This window comes from Paracoccus haeundaensis (genome assembly GCF_006239215.1).
Lineage (GTDB): Bacteria > Pseudomonadota > Alphaproteobacteria > Rhodobacterales > Rhodobacteraceae > Paracoccus > Paracoccus marcusii.
Genome location: NZ_VDDC01000017.1, coordinates 83,383 through 99,873, shown reverse-complemented (window position 1 = coordinate 99,873; position 16,491 = coordinate 83,383). Strand labels below are relative to the sequence as shown.

Annotated in this window: 14 protein-coding genes and 1 tRNA gene; 7 read left to right on the top strand and 8 right to left on the bottom strand. The window is 69.1% G+C overall.

Annotation, left to right across the window (positions count from 1 at the left end):
- Nucleotides 1-3: 3 nt before the first annotated feature.
- From FHD67_RS11165 to FHD67_RS11145, 5 genes are read right to left on the bottom strand one after another with little or no spacing between them, the layout of a single operon-like run.
- Complete coding sequence (locus FHD67_RS11165) at nucleotides 4-2,160, bottom strand: aminoglycoside phosphotransferase family protein (RefSeq protein ID WP_139598742.1); 2,157 nt, start codon at nucleotides 2,158-2,160, stop codon at nucleotides 4-6.
- Complete coding sequence (locus tag FHD67_RS11160) at nucleotides 2,144-3,997, bottom strand: ABC transporter ATP-binding protein (protein ID WP_139598741.1); 1,854 nt, start codon at nucleotides 3,995-3,997, stop codon at nucleotides 2,144-2,146. The genes FHD67_RS11165 and FHD67_RS11160 overlap by 17 nt, the downstream gene beginning before the upstream one ends.
- Nucleotides 3,997-5,157 carry a glycosyltransferase family 4 protein gene (locus FHD67_RS11155; RefSeq protein ID WP_139598740.1) on the bottom strand — a complete coding sequence of 387 codons (1,161 nt, stop codon included), beginning with the start codon at nucleotides 5,155-5,157 and terminating at the stop codon, nucleotides 3,997-3,999. The genes FHD67_RS11160 and FHD67_RS11155 overlap by 1 nt, the downstream gene beginning before the upstream one ends.
- Entirely contained in the window at nucleotides 5,157-6,389 is a 1,233-nt protein-coding gene (locus tag FHD67_RS11150) for a glycosyltransferase family 4 protein (protein WP_139598739.1), read from the bottom strand. The genes FHD67_RS11155 and FHD67_RS11150 overlap by 1 nt, the downstream gene beginning before the upstream one ends.
- Nucleotides 6,390-6,416: 27 nt before the next feature.
- Nucleotides 6,417-7,670 carry a glycosyltransferase family protein gene (locus tag FHD67_RS11145; protein ID WP_139598738.1) on the bottom strand — a complete coding sequence of 418 codons (1,254 nt, stop codon included), beginning with the start codon at nucleotides 7,668-7,670 and terminating at the stop codon, nucleotides 6,417-6,419.
- Between the two features lie 216 nt (nucleotides 7,671-7,886).
- On the opposite strand from FHD67_RS11145, the gene FHD67_RS11140 reads away from it, so the two are divergent.
- Genes FHD67_RS11140 through arsJ form a run of 5 tightly spaced genes read left to right on the top strand, consistent with a single transcriptional unit; the run spans nucleotide 7,887 to nucleotide 13,324 of the window.
- Nucleotides 7,887-9,467 (top strand): sensor histidine kinase, encoded by a 1,581-nt coding sequence (locus tag FHD67_RS11140; protein WP_176695105.1) that lies wholly within the window; start codon nucleotides 7,887-7,889, stop codon nucleotides 9,465-9,467.
- On the top strand, nucleotides 9,464-10,150 hold the full coding sequence (locus FHD67_RS11135; RefSeq protein ID WP_127898772.1) for a response regulator transcription factor: 687 nt from the start codon (nucleotides 9,464-9,466) through the stop codon (nucleotides 10,148-10,150). The genes FHD67_RS11140 and FHD67_RS11135 overlap by 4 nt, the downstream gene beginning before the upstream one ends.
- A gap of 60 nt (nucleotides 10,151-10,210) precedes the next feature.
- Entirely contained in the window at nucleotides 10,211-11,047 is an 837-nt protein-coding gene (locus FHD67_RS11130) for an arsenate reductase/protein-tyrosine-phosphatase family protein (protein ID WP_139598736.1), read from the top strand.
- Between the two features lie 4 nt (nucleotides 11,048-11,051).
- Nucleotides 11,052-12,062 (top strand): ArsJ-associated glyceraldehyde-3-phosphate dehydrogenase, encoded by a 1,011-nt coding sequence (locus FHD67_RS11125; protein ID WP_139598735.1) that lies wholly within the window; start codon nucleotides 11,052-11,054, stop codon nucleotides 12,060-12,062.
- Nucleotides 12,059-13,324, top strand: a complete 1,266-nt coding sequence (gene arsJ / locus FHD67_RS11120; protein WP_139598734.1) for an organoarsenical effux MFS transporter ArsJ — start codon at nucleotides 12,059-12,061, stop codon at nucleotides 13,322-13,324. Before FHD67_RS11125 ends, arsJ begins: the two co-directional genes overlap by 4 nt.
- Before the next feature lie 17 nt (nucleotides 13,325-13,341).
- On the opposite strand, the gene FHD67_RS11115 is transcribed toward arsJ, so the two are convergent.
- Together FHD67_RS11115 and FHD67_RS11110 are read right to left on the bottom strand one after the other, a co-directional pair.
- Nucleotides 13,342-13,893: a P-loop NTPase family protein gene (locus tag FHD67_RS11115; RefSeq protein WP_139598733.1), complete on the bottom strand. Its 552-nt coding sequence runs from the start codon at nucleotides 13,891-13,893 to the stop codon at nucleotides 13,342-13,344.
- A 182-nt stretch (nucleotides 13,894-14,075) separates the two neighbouring features.
- A tRNA-Ile gene (locus FHD67_RS11110) sits at nucleotides 14,076-14,152 on the bottom strand.
- A gap of 106 nt (nucleotides 14,153-14,258) precedes the next feature.
- Between FHD67_RS11110 and purM the strand changes: the two genes are divergently transcribed.
- Both purM and purN read left to right on the top strand, forming a co-directional pair.
- Nucleotides 14,259-15,299, top strand: a complete 1,041-nt coding sequence (gene purM, locus FHD67_RS11105) for a phosphoribosylformylglycinamidine cyclo-ligase (protein ID WP_139598732.1) — start codon at nucleotides 14,259-14,261, stop codon at nucleotides 15,297-15,299.
- Nucleotides 15,296-15,883 (top strand): phosphoribosylglycinamide formyltransferase, encoded by a 588-nt coding sequence (gene purN / locus FHD67_RS11100; protein ID WP_045982907.1) that lies wholly within the window; start codon nucleotides 15,296-15,298, stop codon nucleotides 15,881-15,883. The genes purM and purN overlap by 4 nt, the downstream gene beginning before the upstream one ends.
- Here purN and FHD67_RS11095 read toward each other — a convergent pair.
- Nucleotides 15,880-16,482, bottom strand: a complete 603-nt coding sequence (locus FHD67_RS11095) for a thiamine phosphate synthase (protein WP_127898765.1) — start codon at nucleotides 16,480-16,482, stop codon at nucleotides 15,880-15,882. The two genes, purN and FHD67_RS11095, sit on opposite strands and share 4 nt — an antisense overlap.
- Between the last annotated feature and the right edge of the window lie 9 nt (nucleotides 16,483-16,491).

Genomic DNA, 16,491 nt, shown 5'->3' with positions numbered 1-16,491 from the left:
GAATCAGGTTGGCTGGTGGCAGGTGGCGCAGGCTCTGAGGGACTGCTCGATCAGCGCGTCCGTCGTGTGCCTGCGATCATCGAAACGAAGGCTGATGCGGATGTGGCGGGCCAGCGACAGCGTGCGCATGGTTGCGATGCGCTGGGGGCAGGGCAGGGGGCGGATGCCGGCATAGCCGTCCAGGAAGGCCCGGGCCGATGCGCTCAGCGCGCCGACGTCGCCCGTGGTCCGCAGGGCGTATTCGTCCAGATGCGCCAGGAAATTGCCCAGGTCCACCGCCGGGTCGCCCACCGCATACAGGTCCAGATCGACCAGCCAGACCTGCGCATCGGCGATCAGCACCTGGTCGAAATAGAAATCGCGGTGGATGCCGCAATGCTGGTCGTCGCAAAGCCGGCCCATCCGATCCCTGGCGGCGTGCAGGATGCGCCGCAGTTCCGCCTTTCGCGCGGGCAACTGCTCTGCCGCCTGGGTCAGGGCGCGATCCAGGACCGACAGCTCGTCCGCGTGGGTCCAGCGGCGGTCGGTGACAGGGGGAACCCCATGCAGGTGGGCCAGCGCCACGCCGGTCTGCGCCATCGCCGCGACATCCGTCGGGGTCAGGGGGCGGCCGGACACCTCGTCCTGCAACCACATTCGCATCGTGTCGACAATGCCGCGGGCGCGCGGGACACCCGCCCCGTGCGGTGCCTGACCGTCCAGACCGGCACCGCGCAGGGCATCGTGGATGGCAGGCATGCGGCCGTCCGTCCCCTTGGCACGCAGCTTGCCCAGGATGGCCGTGGTCGCCCCGCCAGTCGGATAGCGGACCAGTGCCCTGCGGCCTGGCTTGTGGCGGAGGAGTTGGGGCCGGCCCGTGAGATCAAGCCCCGTCGCCGCCTGCAGCGCGGGCCGCGCTTGGTCTGGGTCCAGGGCGGCGTCCAGCTGTGGCATGGCGGGGTCCGCGGATGCGCCGCGCATGACCTGGGCCGCACGGTCCAAGAGGGTCCGCGCGCGCGCAGGCCAGTCGGGATGGCGGGCACGAAACCCCTCGGTCACCAGCAACATCAGGGCGCGGGCATGGTGGAGGGGCAGCGTGACGGGCCCGCCGCCATAGCCGCGCAGGACCGCGCCCGCTATGGCATCGGCCTCGACGCGCGACAGGATGCCGTCCACCACCTGCGCATCGATCCGGGCCAGGAAGCTGCCCAGATCGCGGGCCGGATCGCCGCAGCCGGCGTTGTCCCAGTCCAGGATGACCGGACCATCGGCCCCCATCACCACCTGATCCGCGCTGAAATCGCCGTGCACCATCACCGGATCGAACGTGGCCTGGGCCAGCCGGTTGGCCAGATCGGTCGCGATCTCATGGGCCAGGACGCTCAGCTCGGCATCCAGCGGCGCAAGATCGGCGGCGGCGGTCAGGACCGACCTTGCATCGGCCGGGGCGGTCCATGCGGCTGCGGGTCGGAACGGATCGGCATGCAGCGCGGCCAAGGCCGCGCCGATCCGCGTGCAGGTGTCCGCGTCGGGCGCGTGACCGGTCATCTGCGGGCAGACCGGGCGGCCCGGCACCCAAGCGGTCATCATCGCGCGCAAGCCGCTGTCGGCCCCCAGCAGGGCGGCCTGCCCATGCGCCATGGCCGCTGTCGCGCCGACTAGCGCCTGGTCGAAGCCCGCCCCGGCCATGATCTTCAGAACCCCTCGCGGCTGGCCGTCAAGGTCGAGGCGGGCCACCAGCCGTCGCCCCGGCTTGTAGCGCAGCAGGATCAGGTCGCCTGCGGCCAGATGCGGCTGCACGCCGGTCACGCGCCGCAGGGCGTCCTGTCGCCGTGCAGGGTCCAGGAACCGCGCAAGGCTGCGCAGATGACGGTCCAGCCGCGCCGGGATGACGATCACGCCGCGGTCGGGCAGCATCACGACATCGGGGTTGTCGCGCCAACGGGACCGGCGGCTTTCCTCGGCATACCGGTCGGGGGCATAGGCATAGGCGGCCAGCGCCTCTCCGTCCGTGGACAGGAACGACGCGACGCAGCTGACCCCGGGTTTGTAGCGCAGATAGGCCGGCTGCAAGGCGTCACGCCCCAGGGCCGCCGCCATCGCCTGCGCGTCCAGCATCAGCGGCAGACCGACCAGCGCCGGATCACGGTCGCAGATCGCGCGATCAGCCGGAGACAGCACGCAGCGCCCCCCCATCCTGACCACGACCCTGCAGCGCCCACAGACGGGCATAGCGTCCCCCGCGCGCCAGCAGGTCGGCATGGCTGCCCTGTTCGGCCACCCGGCCCGCCTCCAGGAACACGATGCGGTCCGCGCGGGCGGCCTGCGACAGGTCATGGGTGATCAGCAGGCTGGTGCGGCCCTTGGCCAGGCGCCAGATCGCCTCGGACACGGTGGCCTCGTTGCTGCTGTCCAAGCCGGTCGTGGGCTCGTCCAGGACCAGCACCGGACAGCGGCGCAGGGCGGCGCGGGCAATGGCGATGCGCTGGCGCTGACCTGCCGACAGCGTGGCGCCGCGTTCCGCGACCTGGGCGTCATAGCCGTCGGGCAGGGCCGCGATGAAGTCATGCGCGTTGGCCAGGCGGGCGGCTGCCTCGATCTCGTCCCGGGTGACGTCGCGGCCCGCGCCCAAGGCGATGTTGTCGGCCAACGTGCCGCTGAACAGGACCGTCTCCTGTGGGACAAAGCCGATCTGGCGGCGCAGGCTGGTCATCGTCACGTCGCGGATGTCCTGCCCGTCGATCAGGATGCGCCCGCCCGACGGATCGTAAAGGCGCAGAAGCAGTCCGGCCAACGTCGACTTGCCCGCCCCGGACGGCCCTGTCAGCGCAACATTCGTGCCCGCCGGAATGTCCAGCGTCAGCCCGTCCAGTGTGGGCCGACCCCCGCCATAGCCGAAGGTCAGGCCGTCGAATGTGATCCGGCCGGCATAGGCGGGGGCGGCCACGGCACCGGCGCGGTCGCGGATCTCGGGCACCTCGTCCAGCAGCTGGACGACCCGCTCGCCCGCGGCGCTGGCCTTGGCCAGACGGGACGCGTATTTGGCATAGCCCCGAATGGGCCGGAACGTCGCCTTGAGATAGGTGATGAAGACCAGCAGGTCGCCCGGCGTCAGCCGCCCGCGCAGCACCTGCAACGTGCCGAAATAAAGAACCAGCGCGATGGCGCAGGCGACCAGCAGGTCGACCAGCCGTTCCAGCCCGGCCGCGATGCGCTTGGCCCGCACGTCGCCCGCCATGCTGGTGCCGTTCGCACCGGAGAAGGTGTCGGCCGCGCGATCCTCGATCGACAGGGCCTGAACCGTGCGCATGGAGGACATCGCCTCGGCCGCGGTGGCGGCCATCTGGCCCTCGACCTTGCGCTGCTTGCGGCTGGCGGCCTGGATCTTCTTTCCCGCGCGGATGGATGCGAACCACAGAACCGGCAGCGGAATCAGCGCGATCAACGCCAGCTGCCAGTCCAGCACCATCATCACGGCGACCATGCCCAGCAGGACCAGCACGTTCGCGGCCAGCGGCAGGGCGGCAGTGACGGCGGTCTCCTTGAGCATGGCCACGTCACCGATCAGGCGCATGGTCAAATCGCCCGCCTTGGACCGGGTGTGAAAGCCAAGCGACAGTCCCTGCAGGTGCCGGAACAGGTCGCCGCGGACCTGGGTCAGCACCCGGTTGCCGACGATCGCAAAGCCGATGGTCGCCAGGTACTGGAACAGCGCGCGCAGCCCGATGATGCCCACCAAGCCAACCGCGCACAGCGCCAGAAGCGTCATGGGATCCAGCGTATCCACCGCCGCGACCCCCGATCCGCCTGTCCCCGCCGTGCCGGACGGCACCACGCGGTCGATGACGAATTTCAGCGGCCAAGGTTCCAGCAGCCGCATCAGCGTCGCGCTGACCAGCGCGGTGGTCGCCCCCGCCAGCACCGCCCGATGCGGGCGCAGATAGGGGGCAAACCGACGCAGCACGCGGCGCAGGCCGGGCAGCGATTCCGTCAGCGTCTCGGGACGCGATCGTGACATCACGCGGCCTCCTGCCCTGCGGCGCCGGCACGGGCGATGATGCGGGACACGATGCGGTCCCACCCGTGATGGGCCAGAACCTCGGCGCGGGCGCGTGCGCCCATCGCGGTGGCCGCCGCGGGATCGCGGGCCAGATCCGCAAGGGCCGCGGTCAGGGCGTCTGGATCATCCGGTACCACGGTGGCGCCAAGCCGGCCACGGTCCAGCACCTGCGCCAGATCGCCCACGTCGCTGGCCACCACGGGCAGCCCCGCAGCCATGTATTCGTAGAGCTTCAGCGGAGAGAAATAGAACGGCTGATCGGCCCGATAGGGGGCCGTGGCGACATGCATCCGTGCCAGCCAGCCGGGGATCTGATCGGGTTGGACCGCCCCCGTCAGGTGGGCCGCGTCAGACAGGGAAAGCTGGTCCAACCGGTCCAGGATCGCCGCCCGTTGCGGCCCGTCACCCACGATCAGCAGGCGCGCATCGGGAACGGGGCCCCGTCGCAGCAGGGCAAAGGCCTCGACCAGGGTCGCGGTGTCGTGCCAAGGCTTCAGCGTGCCGACGAAGCCCACGGTGAACGGCCCATCCGGCGCCGGGCTGCCGTCGAAGCGTGCCGCATCGACGCCGTTGGGGATGACCGCCACCCGGTCGGGCAGGGCCCCCAGGTCGCGGGCGTAATCCGCCGCCGCCGCCGACACGGCCGCGACCAGACGGGCGGCACCGAATGCCCGGCGGGCGCTGGCTTGGGCGTCCGACTGGCGGACCATGTGGCGGTAACGGGTCTGCTCGGCGATCAGGGGGGCGTTCAGTTCCAGGGCCGACGGCACACCGCCGCGACTGGCCCATTCCATCGCCCCATGCGCGAACAGCGCGTGGCGTTCATAGACCAGGTCGAACGGCCCCGCCTGCGTCAGCGCCGCGGCGACCGTCTCGTTCAGCGCCAACGCCCAAGCGGCACGCGCTTCCGCGTCGTCGCCACGCGGCGCGCCGGGCAGGGGGTGCAGCGCCACCGTCGCGAACTCCGCCGCGGGCGCCACCGCCAGGCACGGAGAGAACAGCGTCACCCGGTGGCCCATCGCCAGCAGCACTCGCAGCACGGATTGCACATGGATCGATGCGCCCTTGGTGCCGAAGGGCGGAATGCCAGGATCGGTGGTGACATAGGCGACGTGCATCACGCGGACCTCTGCTGGGGAAGGTCGGTGCCCGCGATGGCGTCGTGCCAGATGGCGCGAAGCCGCGCGGCGTTGACGTGCTGGTCGAATTCCTGCGCGATCAACGCGCGTCCTGCGGTCGAGAACCGCTGCCGCAGGTCCGCATCGTCCAGCATCCGCGCAAGCGCCGTGGCCAGCGCCTGGGGGTCGCCTTCGGGGACGCAGAACCCGGTCTGCCCGTCGCGGACCAGTTCCGGGATGCCGGTGACCGCGGTCGAGACGCAGGGCGTTCCCAGGGCCATCGCCTCCAGCAGGACGGTGGGCAGGCCGTCGCGGTTGCCGTCGTGGCCCACCACGCAGGGGCAGGCGAAGACGGCAGCCTGGCGCATCATCGCGATCACCTCGGATTGCGGACGCGGGCCGGCCAGGGTGACCGCATCGGCCAGGTCGGCGGCGGCGATCTGGGCCGCCAGATAGGACGCCTCGTCCCCGCCGCCCACGATGGTGCAGCGCACGCTTCGGCCCTGGTCGCGCATCAGGCGCACGGCCTCGATCAGGATGTGGAACCCCTTCTTCTCGACCAGGCGTCCGACCGCCAGGATGTCGGTCGCATCGGGTGCGGGGTTCTGATGGGCGAAACGGTCCAGGTCCAGGCCGTTGTAGATGCGGCTGACATTGGTCGCGTCCTGGCCGAAGCGCTGTTCCAGATAGCCGACATTGTAATCCGACACGGTGACGACATGGGCCGCGTCGCGCAGCTTCTCGTCCAGGCGGATGTTCTCCTCGTAGTCAAAATAGATGTCCTTGGCATGCGCCGTGAAGGTATAGCCGATCCCCGCCAGCTGTGCCGCCAGCCGCGCCACCGTCGTGGACACGGTGCCGAAATGCGCGTGCAGATGCGCCACCCCGCGTTCGCGGCAGGCCAGCGCCAGCTCCAGCGCCTGCGCAACATCCTGGCCGCTGCTGTTCTTCATCTGGCCCAGCAGGGTCCATGACGCCGCGGGCAGCCCGGCCCGGGCGCGCATCATCAGCCGCCAGAACGCGTCGGGGTTCTTCAGCCGTTCGGTCAGTCGGGTGACGGGCGCGCGGACCTTGCCCAGGTTGTCCTGGAAATGCGTCTCCTCGACCGGGCGCAGCGAGAAGATCTCGATCGGCTGGCCCGCGGCCTCATGCGCCAGGATCTCGTTGACGATGAACGTCTCGGAATAGCGGGGATAGCGCTTCAGGACATAGCCGATCTTGGGTGCGGACATGGGAGGACGGTTCCTTGTGTCGGGTCTTCAGGCCAGGCGGCGCAGGGATTTGCGGGGGGCCAGCATCCGCGTGGCCATCGCGGTGACGCGCGACAGCCCGTCCAGGTCCACGCCGCGTGGTCCGGCCTGCCGGGTCACCGCGCGGCCCAGCCAGTTGCCGATGGCGGCGGGCGACAGCACATCGGGATGAATCATGTCGGCGATGCCGCGATCCTGCATGCGCTGCGCGCGGATCAGCTGTTCGGTGCGCGGCCGGACCCGCGGGACCACCAGCGACGGCAGGCCGAACGACATCATCTCGCAGGCGGTATTGTAGCCGCACATCGCCACAAGCGCCGCCGCGCGCGCGGCCAGCCCTACCGGTTCGGCCACGAAATCGACCACGGTCAGGTCAGTCCGGCCCTGCGCCAGCGCCGCCACGCGGGCCCGTGCCTCGGGCGGCATCTGCGTGCCGGTGATCAGGATGCCCTGATGGCCCGCGGGCATGGGCGCCGCGGCGAAGGCCGTGCACAGGGCCACCCCGTCGCGCCCGCCGCCCACCTGGCACAAAACGAACGGGCGCGCATCGCCCCCCGTCACCTGCAGCGGGTCGGCCCCCTGCGCATCGGGCGACAGGCGCGCCCGCTGGTCCAGATAGCCGGTATAGGTCACGCGGGCGGACAGTTCGGGGCCCAGCCCGTATTCGTCAGCCGTGGGAAAGAACGCCGGGTCGCCATAGACCCAGATGTCGTCGTAGTGATCCTGCAGCGCCTCGAAATTGCGCTGGCGCAGCCATTGCTGGCGCATGACAGACGGCCGGTCGATGATGTCGCGCAGCCCCAGCACGATCCGCGTGCGGCCCGACCGCTTCAGTGCGCGCAGGGTCGGGCCCAGTTCGTACTGGGCACCGCGGGGAACGTTGTCGACGATCATCAGGTCGGGCTGAAAGTTCTTGACCGCGGCTCGGATCGTCGCCGCGCGGATGTCGCACAGCGCGTCGACCCCGATCCCCAGGTCGCGGGCATGATAGGTGCCGTCCGAGGCCTTGGCATAGGCCGGCAGCGTCAGGCAGTCGACGCCCGCGGGCAGGGCGAATGCCCCGGCCTCGCGCATGCCGGCCACCAGCAGCACCTCGGGGTCGTGACCGCATTCGCGGATCGCCTGCGCCAGCAGCATGTTGCGCCGCAGATGACCAAAGCCCAGAGTGTCGTGCGAATACAGGACCACCCGCGGCGCGCGGGTCCGCTGACGGCGCAGCGCGGCGGCGTATTGGAGCGGATCGGCGGGGTTCATCTTGGTCATCGGGCCCTCGGGATCTGGGGGTGCGGAGGTGCTTGGACGGCGGCGTCTTCGTGCTTCCAAAATATTGGCGTGCGATCCAAAGCTGCAAATTAGAAGATCATTAGAGCCGCGCATCGGCGTTTTTACGGCCGCGAAGTTGCGCTAGTCTGCCGTCTCAGGCGGCACCGTGCCGCCACCGGCCGGGAACGTAACGCCATGAGAATCCGCACGAAAATCATGCTCAGTCACTTGACCGGCCTGGTCACGGTCACGCTTGTATGTCTGGCGATCATCATCGGGCTGGGCCTGACGCGCGAGGACCGGCGGCAGCTTCAGACGTCCTATGCGCAGCTGCGCAACATCAACCTGGTGGCGGTCGACGCCAACAAGCTGTCCGCCCAGATCGCCGAACTGTTCGTCGCCGGGGACCAGGACGCCGAGATCCGCGAGGCGCGCGATTCGCTGCTGTCCGGGCTGCAGCGCCAGCGCGACCTGATCCGCGAGGAGCATGCGCTGGCCGGAGAGCCCGATGCGACCTGGGGCGGACTGGACCGCGTCGCCCAGATGGAGATCAAGGTGCAGGAGATCGACCAGTCGCGCCTGCTGATCCAGGATCACCTGCAGGCGGGCCGGCGCGCGGAGGCGCTGGAGGTGTTCAACACGCGCATCTATCACCAGCTGGGGCAGGTGCTGCTGGAGCTGGTCGAGGAGGCGACCGTGCGTGAACGTGCCGAGGTTGCCGAGGCGCTGGCCAGTTCGTCCCGCCTGTCGGAACGCGCCGTGGATCTGGCCATCGGGCTGATCGTGGTCGTGGCGGTCTTGGGTGTCGCGAACATCGTGATGATGAACCGCGCGATCCTTCGCCCCGTCTCGGCGCTCTACGCGGGGGCCGAGGCGGTCGGGCGGGGCGATCTGACGCACGTGATCGACAATCCGTCGCCCGACGAGTTGGGCAACCTGTCGCGCCGCTTCAACCAGATGACCGGACAGATCCGCGACCAGCGCGACAGCCTGCTGCAGGCGCAGTCCACGCTGTCCCAGCAGGTCGAGGAGCGCACCCGCGAACTGCGCGAACGGTCGGAGGCGCTGGTGGCCAGCAACGATCGGCTGCGGTCGGTCGATGCCAGCCGCGCGAACTTCTTCGCCGATATCAGCCACGAGCTGCGCACGCCGCTGACGATCCTGCGCGGCCAGGCCGAGATGGCGATCCGCACCCCCGACGCCGATGCCGCCACCCTGCAGCAGGTGCTGTCCGAGATCGTCCGCAAGACCGACCAGATCGGGCGGCTGATCGATGACCTGCTGTTCCTGGCGCGGTCGGAATCGGGCTCGATCATGGTCAACCGCACGCGCGTCGTGCTGCAGGACATCGTGGGCGACGTGCTGCTGGACGGCCAGAACATGGCGATGCGCCCCGGCGTGCGCATCCGTCCCAGCCAGCCCAGCGAACCGGTCGAGGTGCGCGGTGATCCCGACCGCCTGCGTCAGGCCGTGCTGATCGCGCTGGACAACGCGATCCGCCTGGCGCCCGCCGACACCACCGTCAGCCTGGAGCTGGCGCAGTCACAGGATCACGCCCATATCCGCGTGCGCGACCAGGGACCGGGTTTCACGGGCGATGAACTGGGCAGCGCCTTCACCCGCTTCTACAGCGCGCGCCCGTCGCGGCCGCGGTCGGGTCGCGGGTTGGGCCTCGGGCTGTCCATCGCGAAATGGATCGTCGACCAGCATGACGGCGCCATCCGCATCGACAGCGCGCCCGGCCGCGGCGCCGTGGTCGAGATCACCATGCCGTTGGCACGCAGGGCCGTCGCATGAGCCCCGATCGCGTTTTGGTGGTCGAGGACGATACCGAGATCGCCGCCCTGCTGGCCGGTGGCCTGACGGCCGAGGGCTATCACGTCGATCTGGCCGACTGCGCGGCGGGGCTGGACCAGCGGTTGCGGGACGGGGGCTATGACCTGGTCGTGCTGGACCGGATGCTGCCCGACGGCGACGGCGCCGACCTGTGCCAGGAGATCCGCGCGGCGGGCCATGACGTGATGATCCTGATGTTGACCGCCAAGGACGCGCTGGCCGAGAAGCTGGAGGGGCTGGGGGCGGGGGCCGACGACTACATGACCAAGCCCTTCGCCTTCGAGGAACTGCTGGCCCGCATCGCGGTCCTGCTGCGCCGTGCGCCTGCGCGCGAGGACCGCCCGTCCCGCATCGTCATCGGCGATCTGTGCCTGGACCTGGACACCAAGACCGCGACGCGACGCGACCGCGACCTGGACCTGACCGCGACCGAGTTCTCGCTGCTGCGGTTTCTGGCAGAGCGTCCCGACAAGGTTCAGTCGCGCGTGGATATCCTGAAGGGTGTCTGGGGATACAACTTCGACCCGCAGACCAACATCGTCGAGGTCTATATCGCCTATCTGCGCAAGAAGCTGGACCAGGACGGCGACGAGCGGATGATCCACAACCAGCGCGGCTTCGGGTATCTGCTGTCGGCCCGGTGACGCGGTCCTGTCATGAAAGCTTCACTGGCGCCGTGATCATAGTTCCATTATTCGGGAATCATGGAACATGACCGCGCCTCCCATGCCTTCGCCACCCTTGGCCATCCCGGACGCCTTGCCGTCGCCCGGCTTCTGATGCGCTTTGCCCCCCGCGCCGTCCGCCCGACCGAGATCGCGCAGGCGCTGGGGCTGAAGCCGAACACCCTGTCGCACTACCTGTCCGACCTGACGGGATGCGGGCTTGTCGCCGTGCGGCGACAGGGGCGGTCGCTGCTCTATTCGATCGATGTCGATGCGACGGGCCGCCTGCTGGGCTATCTGGCAATGGACCTTGGCCGCGCGCGCCCGGACGTTCTGACCAGCATCCCACAATCCAAGGAGCCGACCGTGACGCATACCGGTTTCCATGTCCTGTTCATCTGTTCAGGCAATTCCGCCCGATCGCTTTATGCCGAGGCGCTGCTGCGCGATCTGGGCGGCGATCGGTTCATCGCCCATTCGGCAGGCACCCGGGCGGGAACGCATCCGAACCCCCTTGCGCTGCAGGTCCTGGACCGCAACGGCCACGACACGACCACCCTGCGGTCCAAGCATCTGTCCGAGTTCCAATCGCCAGACGCCCCCAGGATGGATTTCGTCTTCACCGTCTGCGACACCTCCGCGGCCGAGGAATGCCCCCCTTGGCCCGGCCAGCCGATCACTGGGCATTGGGGACTGCCCGACCCGGTCAAGGCGCAGGGGACGGACGCCGAACGGGCGCTGGTCTTTGCCCGGACCTATGCCGCCCTGCGCCGCCGGATCGAAGCCTTTGCCGCCCTGCCGGTGGCCAGCCTGGACCGAATCTCGCTTCAGAACCGGGTCGATCAGATCGATGCCCGTGAACTTGCCAAGGACTGACCCCATGACCCGAATCGCACTGAATGGCCTGGGCCGCATCGGAAAACTGGCCCTGCGCCGGATGATCGATCTGGGCCTGGGGGACCGGATCGTCCTGCTGAATGACGCGGCGGGCGATGCCGATCAGCACGCCCTGCTGATGGAATTCGACAGCGTTCACGGCCGCTGGTCCAAGCCCGTCGCGGCAGACGGCGCGGCGCTGGTTCTGGATGGCCACCGCATTCCGCTGACGCATCACCGGACCATCGACGCCCTGCCGCTGCGTGACCTGGGGGTCGACCTGGTGATCGACGCGACGGGCGTGTTCAAGACCGCGGACCGGATCGCGCCCTATTTCAATGCGGGCGTGGCGCGTGTCGTGGTCAGCGCACCGGTCAAGGATGGCGGGGCGTTGAATCTGGTCTATGGCGTGAACCATCACCTCTATGACGGCAGCCAACAAATTGTGACGGCGGCCAGCTGCACGACGAACTGCCTGGCCCCGGTGGTCAAGGTCGTCCACGAGGCCTTGGGAATCCGCCACGGGTCGATCACCACGATCCATGACGTCACCAACACGCAGACCATCGTCGACCGACCGGCCAAGGACATGCGACGCGCACGCTCGGCGTTGATGAACCTCATTCCCACGACGACCGGCAGCGCCACGGCGATCACGCTGATCTATCCCGAACTGAAGGGTCGGCTGAACGGCCACGCGGTCCGGGTGCCGCTGCTGAACGCCTCGCTGACCGACTGCGTGTTCGAGGTCGAGCGTCCGACAAGCGTGGAGGAGGTCAACGCCCTGTTCGCCGCCGCCGCGGCGGGACCGCTGGACGGCATCCTGGGCTATGAGACGCGGCCGCTTGTGTCCACCGACTATGTCAACGATCCGCGCAGCGCGATCATCGACGCGGGATCGACGATGGTCGTGAACGGGACGCAGGTCAAAATCTATGCCTGGTACGACAACGAATGGGGCTATGCCTGCCGGCTGGTCGATGTCGCGCGCATGGTCGCGGGGCGGATGGCATGAACCCGGTCCGCGCCTATGCCGCGGTGACGGCGGCCTATTGGGCGTTCATGCTGTCGGATGGCGCGTTGCGCATGCTGGTGCTGCTGCACTTCAACGGACTGGGCTTTTCCCCGGTCCAGCTGGCATGGCTGTTCCTGCTGTACGAGGCTGCGGGGATCGTCACGAACCTGGCCGCGGGCTGGCTGGCGGCCCGGTTCGGGCTGGCGGCGACCCTGTACGCGGGCCTGGGCATCCAGATCGCGGCCTTGGCGACGCTGGCGCAGCTGGACCCGGCATGGAGCGTCACGGCATCGGTGATGTTCGTGATGGCGGTGCAGGGCGCGTCGGGTGTCGCCAAGGATCTGTCCAAGATGTCGTCGAAGTCGGCGGTTAAGGTCCTTGCCCCTGCCGCCGATGGCGGGCTGTTCCGATGGGTGGCTGCGCTGACCGGGTCGAAGAACGCCGTCAAGGGCATGGGCTTTTTCCTTGGCGCCGCACTGCTGGCCTTTGCGGGGTTCCAGGCGGCGATCTGGGGCATGGCCGCGGTGCTGGTCGCGATCCTGGTGGCGATGGTCCTGTTCCTGCCCGCGGGCCTGCCCGGTCGGGTGAAGGGGACCGAAGGATGGTCAGGCTGGCGGTCGCGGGACAGCCGCGTGAACCGGCTGTCCCTGGCGCGCATGTTCCTGTTCGGTGCGCGCGACGTGTGGTTCGTGGTGGGAATCCCGATCTACTTTCAGGCCGTCCTGTCCGATGGCACCGCCGAAGGGCGGCGCGAGGCCTTCTTTCTGGTCGGCGGTTTCATGGCGCTGTGGATCATCCTTTATGGCGCGGTTCAGGCCGCCGCCCCGCGCATCCTGGGCGGCTCCGGCCGACCCGAGGCGCAGATCACCCGGGACGCGGTCCGGTGGGCAGGTCGGCTGGTACCCATCCCCTTCGTGATGGCGGCGGCGGTCGTGATCGCGGGCGATCCTGCGCCTTGGCTGACGATGCTGCTGGTTCTGGGCCTGCTGGTCTTCGGCTTCGTCTTTGCGGTCAATTCGTCCGTTCATTCATACCTGATCCTGGCCTTTGGTCAGGCACAGCGGATCACGCGGGATGTCGGTTTCTACTACATGGCGAACGCGGCGGGCCGCCTGATCGGGACGCTGCTGTCGGGCCTGTCCTATCAGGTCGGCGGGCTGCCGCTGTGTCTGGCCACAGCCGGCGCGATGGCGGCTGCCAGCTGGTGGGCGGCACGCCGCCTGCTGATCGACATCCCGGAAAGCGCGGGGCCGGCCCGCTGAAGGCCGTCCTGCATCCTTTACGGTTGCAGCAGAAAACCCCGCGTGCGCGGCACGGGCGCGCAGCGGCGCAGGAACCGCCGCGCCTGCCACCCTGACCGGATATGCGCAAGCGCCAGTCGGGGTCCTGCGGCGGCGATGACCTCGGTCGCGCGGTCGCGATGAAACTGCCGCGAGGTGCGGGCATAGGCGATGGCATCCAGCGTGTGCCAGCCGAATGTCTCGCGGCACCCCTCTCCCATGCCCGGCCGCGTGCGGTTGTGATAACGCAGCGACCGCCATGCGACGCGGGCGACCTGCACCGGCCTGGACGGATCGACCCAGATCAGAAGATGGGCACGGGCGGCGCGCTCATGCATCGTCTCGTAATGACCGCCCTCGATGATCCAGTGCTCCTGCGCATGGATCTCGCGGGTCAGGGCATCAAGCTCGCCGGTGCTGCGATGGACAAAGCCCGGCATCCAGCTCAGCTGATCCATGTGGTACGCGGGCAGGCCGGCCAACGCGGCCAGCCGCATCGCCAGCCAGGACTTTCCCGTCCCTGACCCGCCCAGAACCATCACCCGTGTCACCAAATTCATCCATCCCCCAACCGCTCACGAACGCGCGATCAACACGCTCTACGCGGATTGGTTCGGATTTGGCAGGATAATTCCAGCTTGGGACGATTCACGCCGATCCTTGCACGACGCTGGTTCCGCAACCTCGCAGCGCGGAGGATGTCCATGCGTGGGATCGGTCGGCGGTATGGGGATGGTAGGCCCGGCAGGACTTGAACCCGCAACCAAGGCGTTATGAGCGCCCTGCTCTAACCAATTGAGCTACAGGCCCCCGCAGCACGCATTGCCTAGTGCCGCATGGCGGTCAGGTCAAGCTTGGGCGTTGCCCAACGGGTGCGGTTCCGCTATCGGGGGGCCGACATCAGCCGGGGGCCGACATGACACAGAACGGGATCAGCTATCGCGACGCAGGCGTCGACATCGACGCGGGGAACGCGCTGGTCGAACGGATCAAGCCCGCCGCCGCCGCCACGCAGCGGCCGGGCGTCATGGATGCGCTTGGCGGGTTCGGCGCGCTGTTCGACCTCAAGGCTGCGGGCTATGACGACCCGATCCTGGTCGCCGCCACCGATGGCGTGGGCACCAAGCTGCGCATCGGTATCGACACCGGGCATCTGGATGGTCTGGGCCAGGACTTGGTCGCGATGTGCGTGAACGACCTCGTCTGCCAGGGCGCCGAGCCGCTGTTCTTCCTGGACTATTTCGCCACCGGCAAGCTGTCCGTCGACGAGGGTGCCCGCGTGGTCGAGGGGATCGCCCGCGGCTGCAAGGCCGCCGGCTGCGCCTTGGTCGGCGGAGAGACCGCCGAGATGCCCGGCATGTATCACGACGGCGATTTCGACCTTGCGGGCTTTGCGGTGGGCGCGATGAACCGCGGCGCGGCGCTTCCCGCGGGCGTGGGGCAGGGGGACGTGCTGCTGGGCCTGGCCTCGGACGGCGTGCATTCCAACGGCTATTCGCTGGTCCGCAAGGTCGCGGAACGCGCCGGTCTGGCGTGGTCCGACGCCGCCCCCTTTGCCGACACCACCCTGGGAGAGGCGCTGCTGACGCCCACGCGGCTCTACGTCAAGCCCGCCCTGGCCGCGATCCGCGCTGGCGGCGTGCACGCGCTGGCCCATATCACCGGCGGCGGCCTGACCGAGAACCTGCCCCGCGTCCTGCCCAAGGACTTGGGCGCGGACATCGACCTGGGCAGCTGGCCGCTGCCCCCCGTCTTCGCCTGGCTGGCCCAGGCAGGCGGAATTGAGACGTCCGAAATGCTCAAGACCTTCAACAGCGGCATCGGCATGATCCTGGTCGTGGCCGCTGACCGCGCCGATGCGCTGACCGACCTGCTGTCCCAGCAGGAAGAGACGGTGCACCGCCTTGGCACCGTCACGGCGGGCGCGGGCGTACGCTATTCCGGCACGCTTGCGTGAAACGGGTCGCGATCCTGATCTCGGGGGGTGGGTCGAACATGATCCGCCTGCTGCAGGACATGACCGGCGATCACCCGGCGCGCCCCGTACTGGTCGCGTCGAACGATCCGCAGGCGGGCGGACTGGCCCGTGCCGCCGAACTGGGCGTGCCGACCGCGTCCGTCGATCACCGCGACTTTCCGCGCGACCGGGCGGGGTTCGAACAGGCGCTGCTGCAGCCGCTGCTGGCGGCCCGGCCCGACATCATCTGCCTGGCCGGCTTCATGCGCATCCTGACGCCCGAATTCGTGCAGCGGTTTCAGGGGCGGATGCTGAACATCCATCCTTCTCTTTTGCCCAAATACCCCGGTCTCGACACCCATGCCCGCGCCATCGCCGCCGGTGACGCCGAGGCCGGCTGCACCGTGCACCTGGTCACGCCGGAACTGGACGCAGGGCCGGCCCTGGGTCAGGCGCGCGTGCCGATCCTGCCCGGCGATGACGCCGCGACCCTGGCCGCGCGTGTGCTGGTGCAGGAACACCGCCTGTACCCGGCGGTGCTGCGGCGGTTCGCGTCAGGCGACCGGACGCCCCTGGTCCTTTAGCCCCACAGCAGGGCCAGTGTCGCGGCCGGGTCTTCCTGGGTCCAGATCTCGGGGCCCAGGGCGATGAAGTCGGTGATCGGCGTCAGCTGGGTGATCAGCTCTCGCGTGATGGCGCCTTCGGCCACGACCGGCACCTCGATCATCTCGGACCACCACTGGAACAGCTCCAGTTCGACCGGATCGCCACGATAGAGCGCGCTGTCGCTGACCGGACCAAAGGCCACGTAATCCGCACCCGCCTCGGCCGCGTTCATGCCCTCGTGGCGCGACGTGCCGCAGAACGCGCCGACGATCGCGTCGTCGCCCAACTCCTTGCGGGCATAGCGCACGGCCTTGGCCCCATCGTTCAGGTGCACGCCGTCCAGCCCGTGGCGCAGCGCCAGCTTGACGTGATCGTCGATCACCACGGCCACGTCGCGGGCATGGGCGATCTCGCGTGCCATGTCGGCCAGGCGGCCCAGCTCGTCCTCCTCGGCGCCGCCGCGGATGCGCAGGCAGGCGGGGGCCACGCGGTCCATCACCTCGGCCAGCATCGGTGCCAGGCTGGATGCCTGGGCGCCGGCAGGGGTCATCAGGTACAGTTGAGGGGCGTCGGTCATGGCGATCTC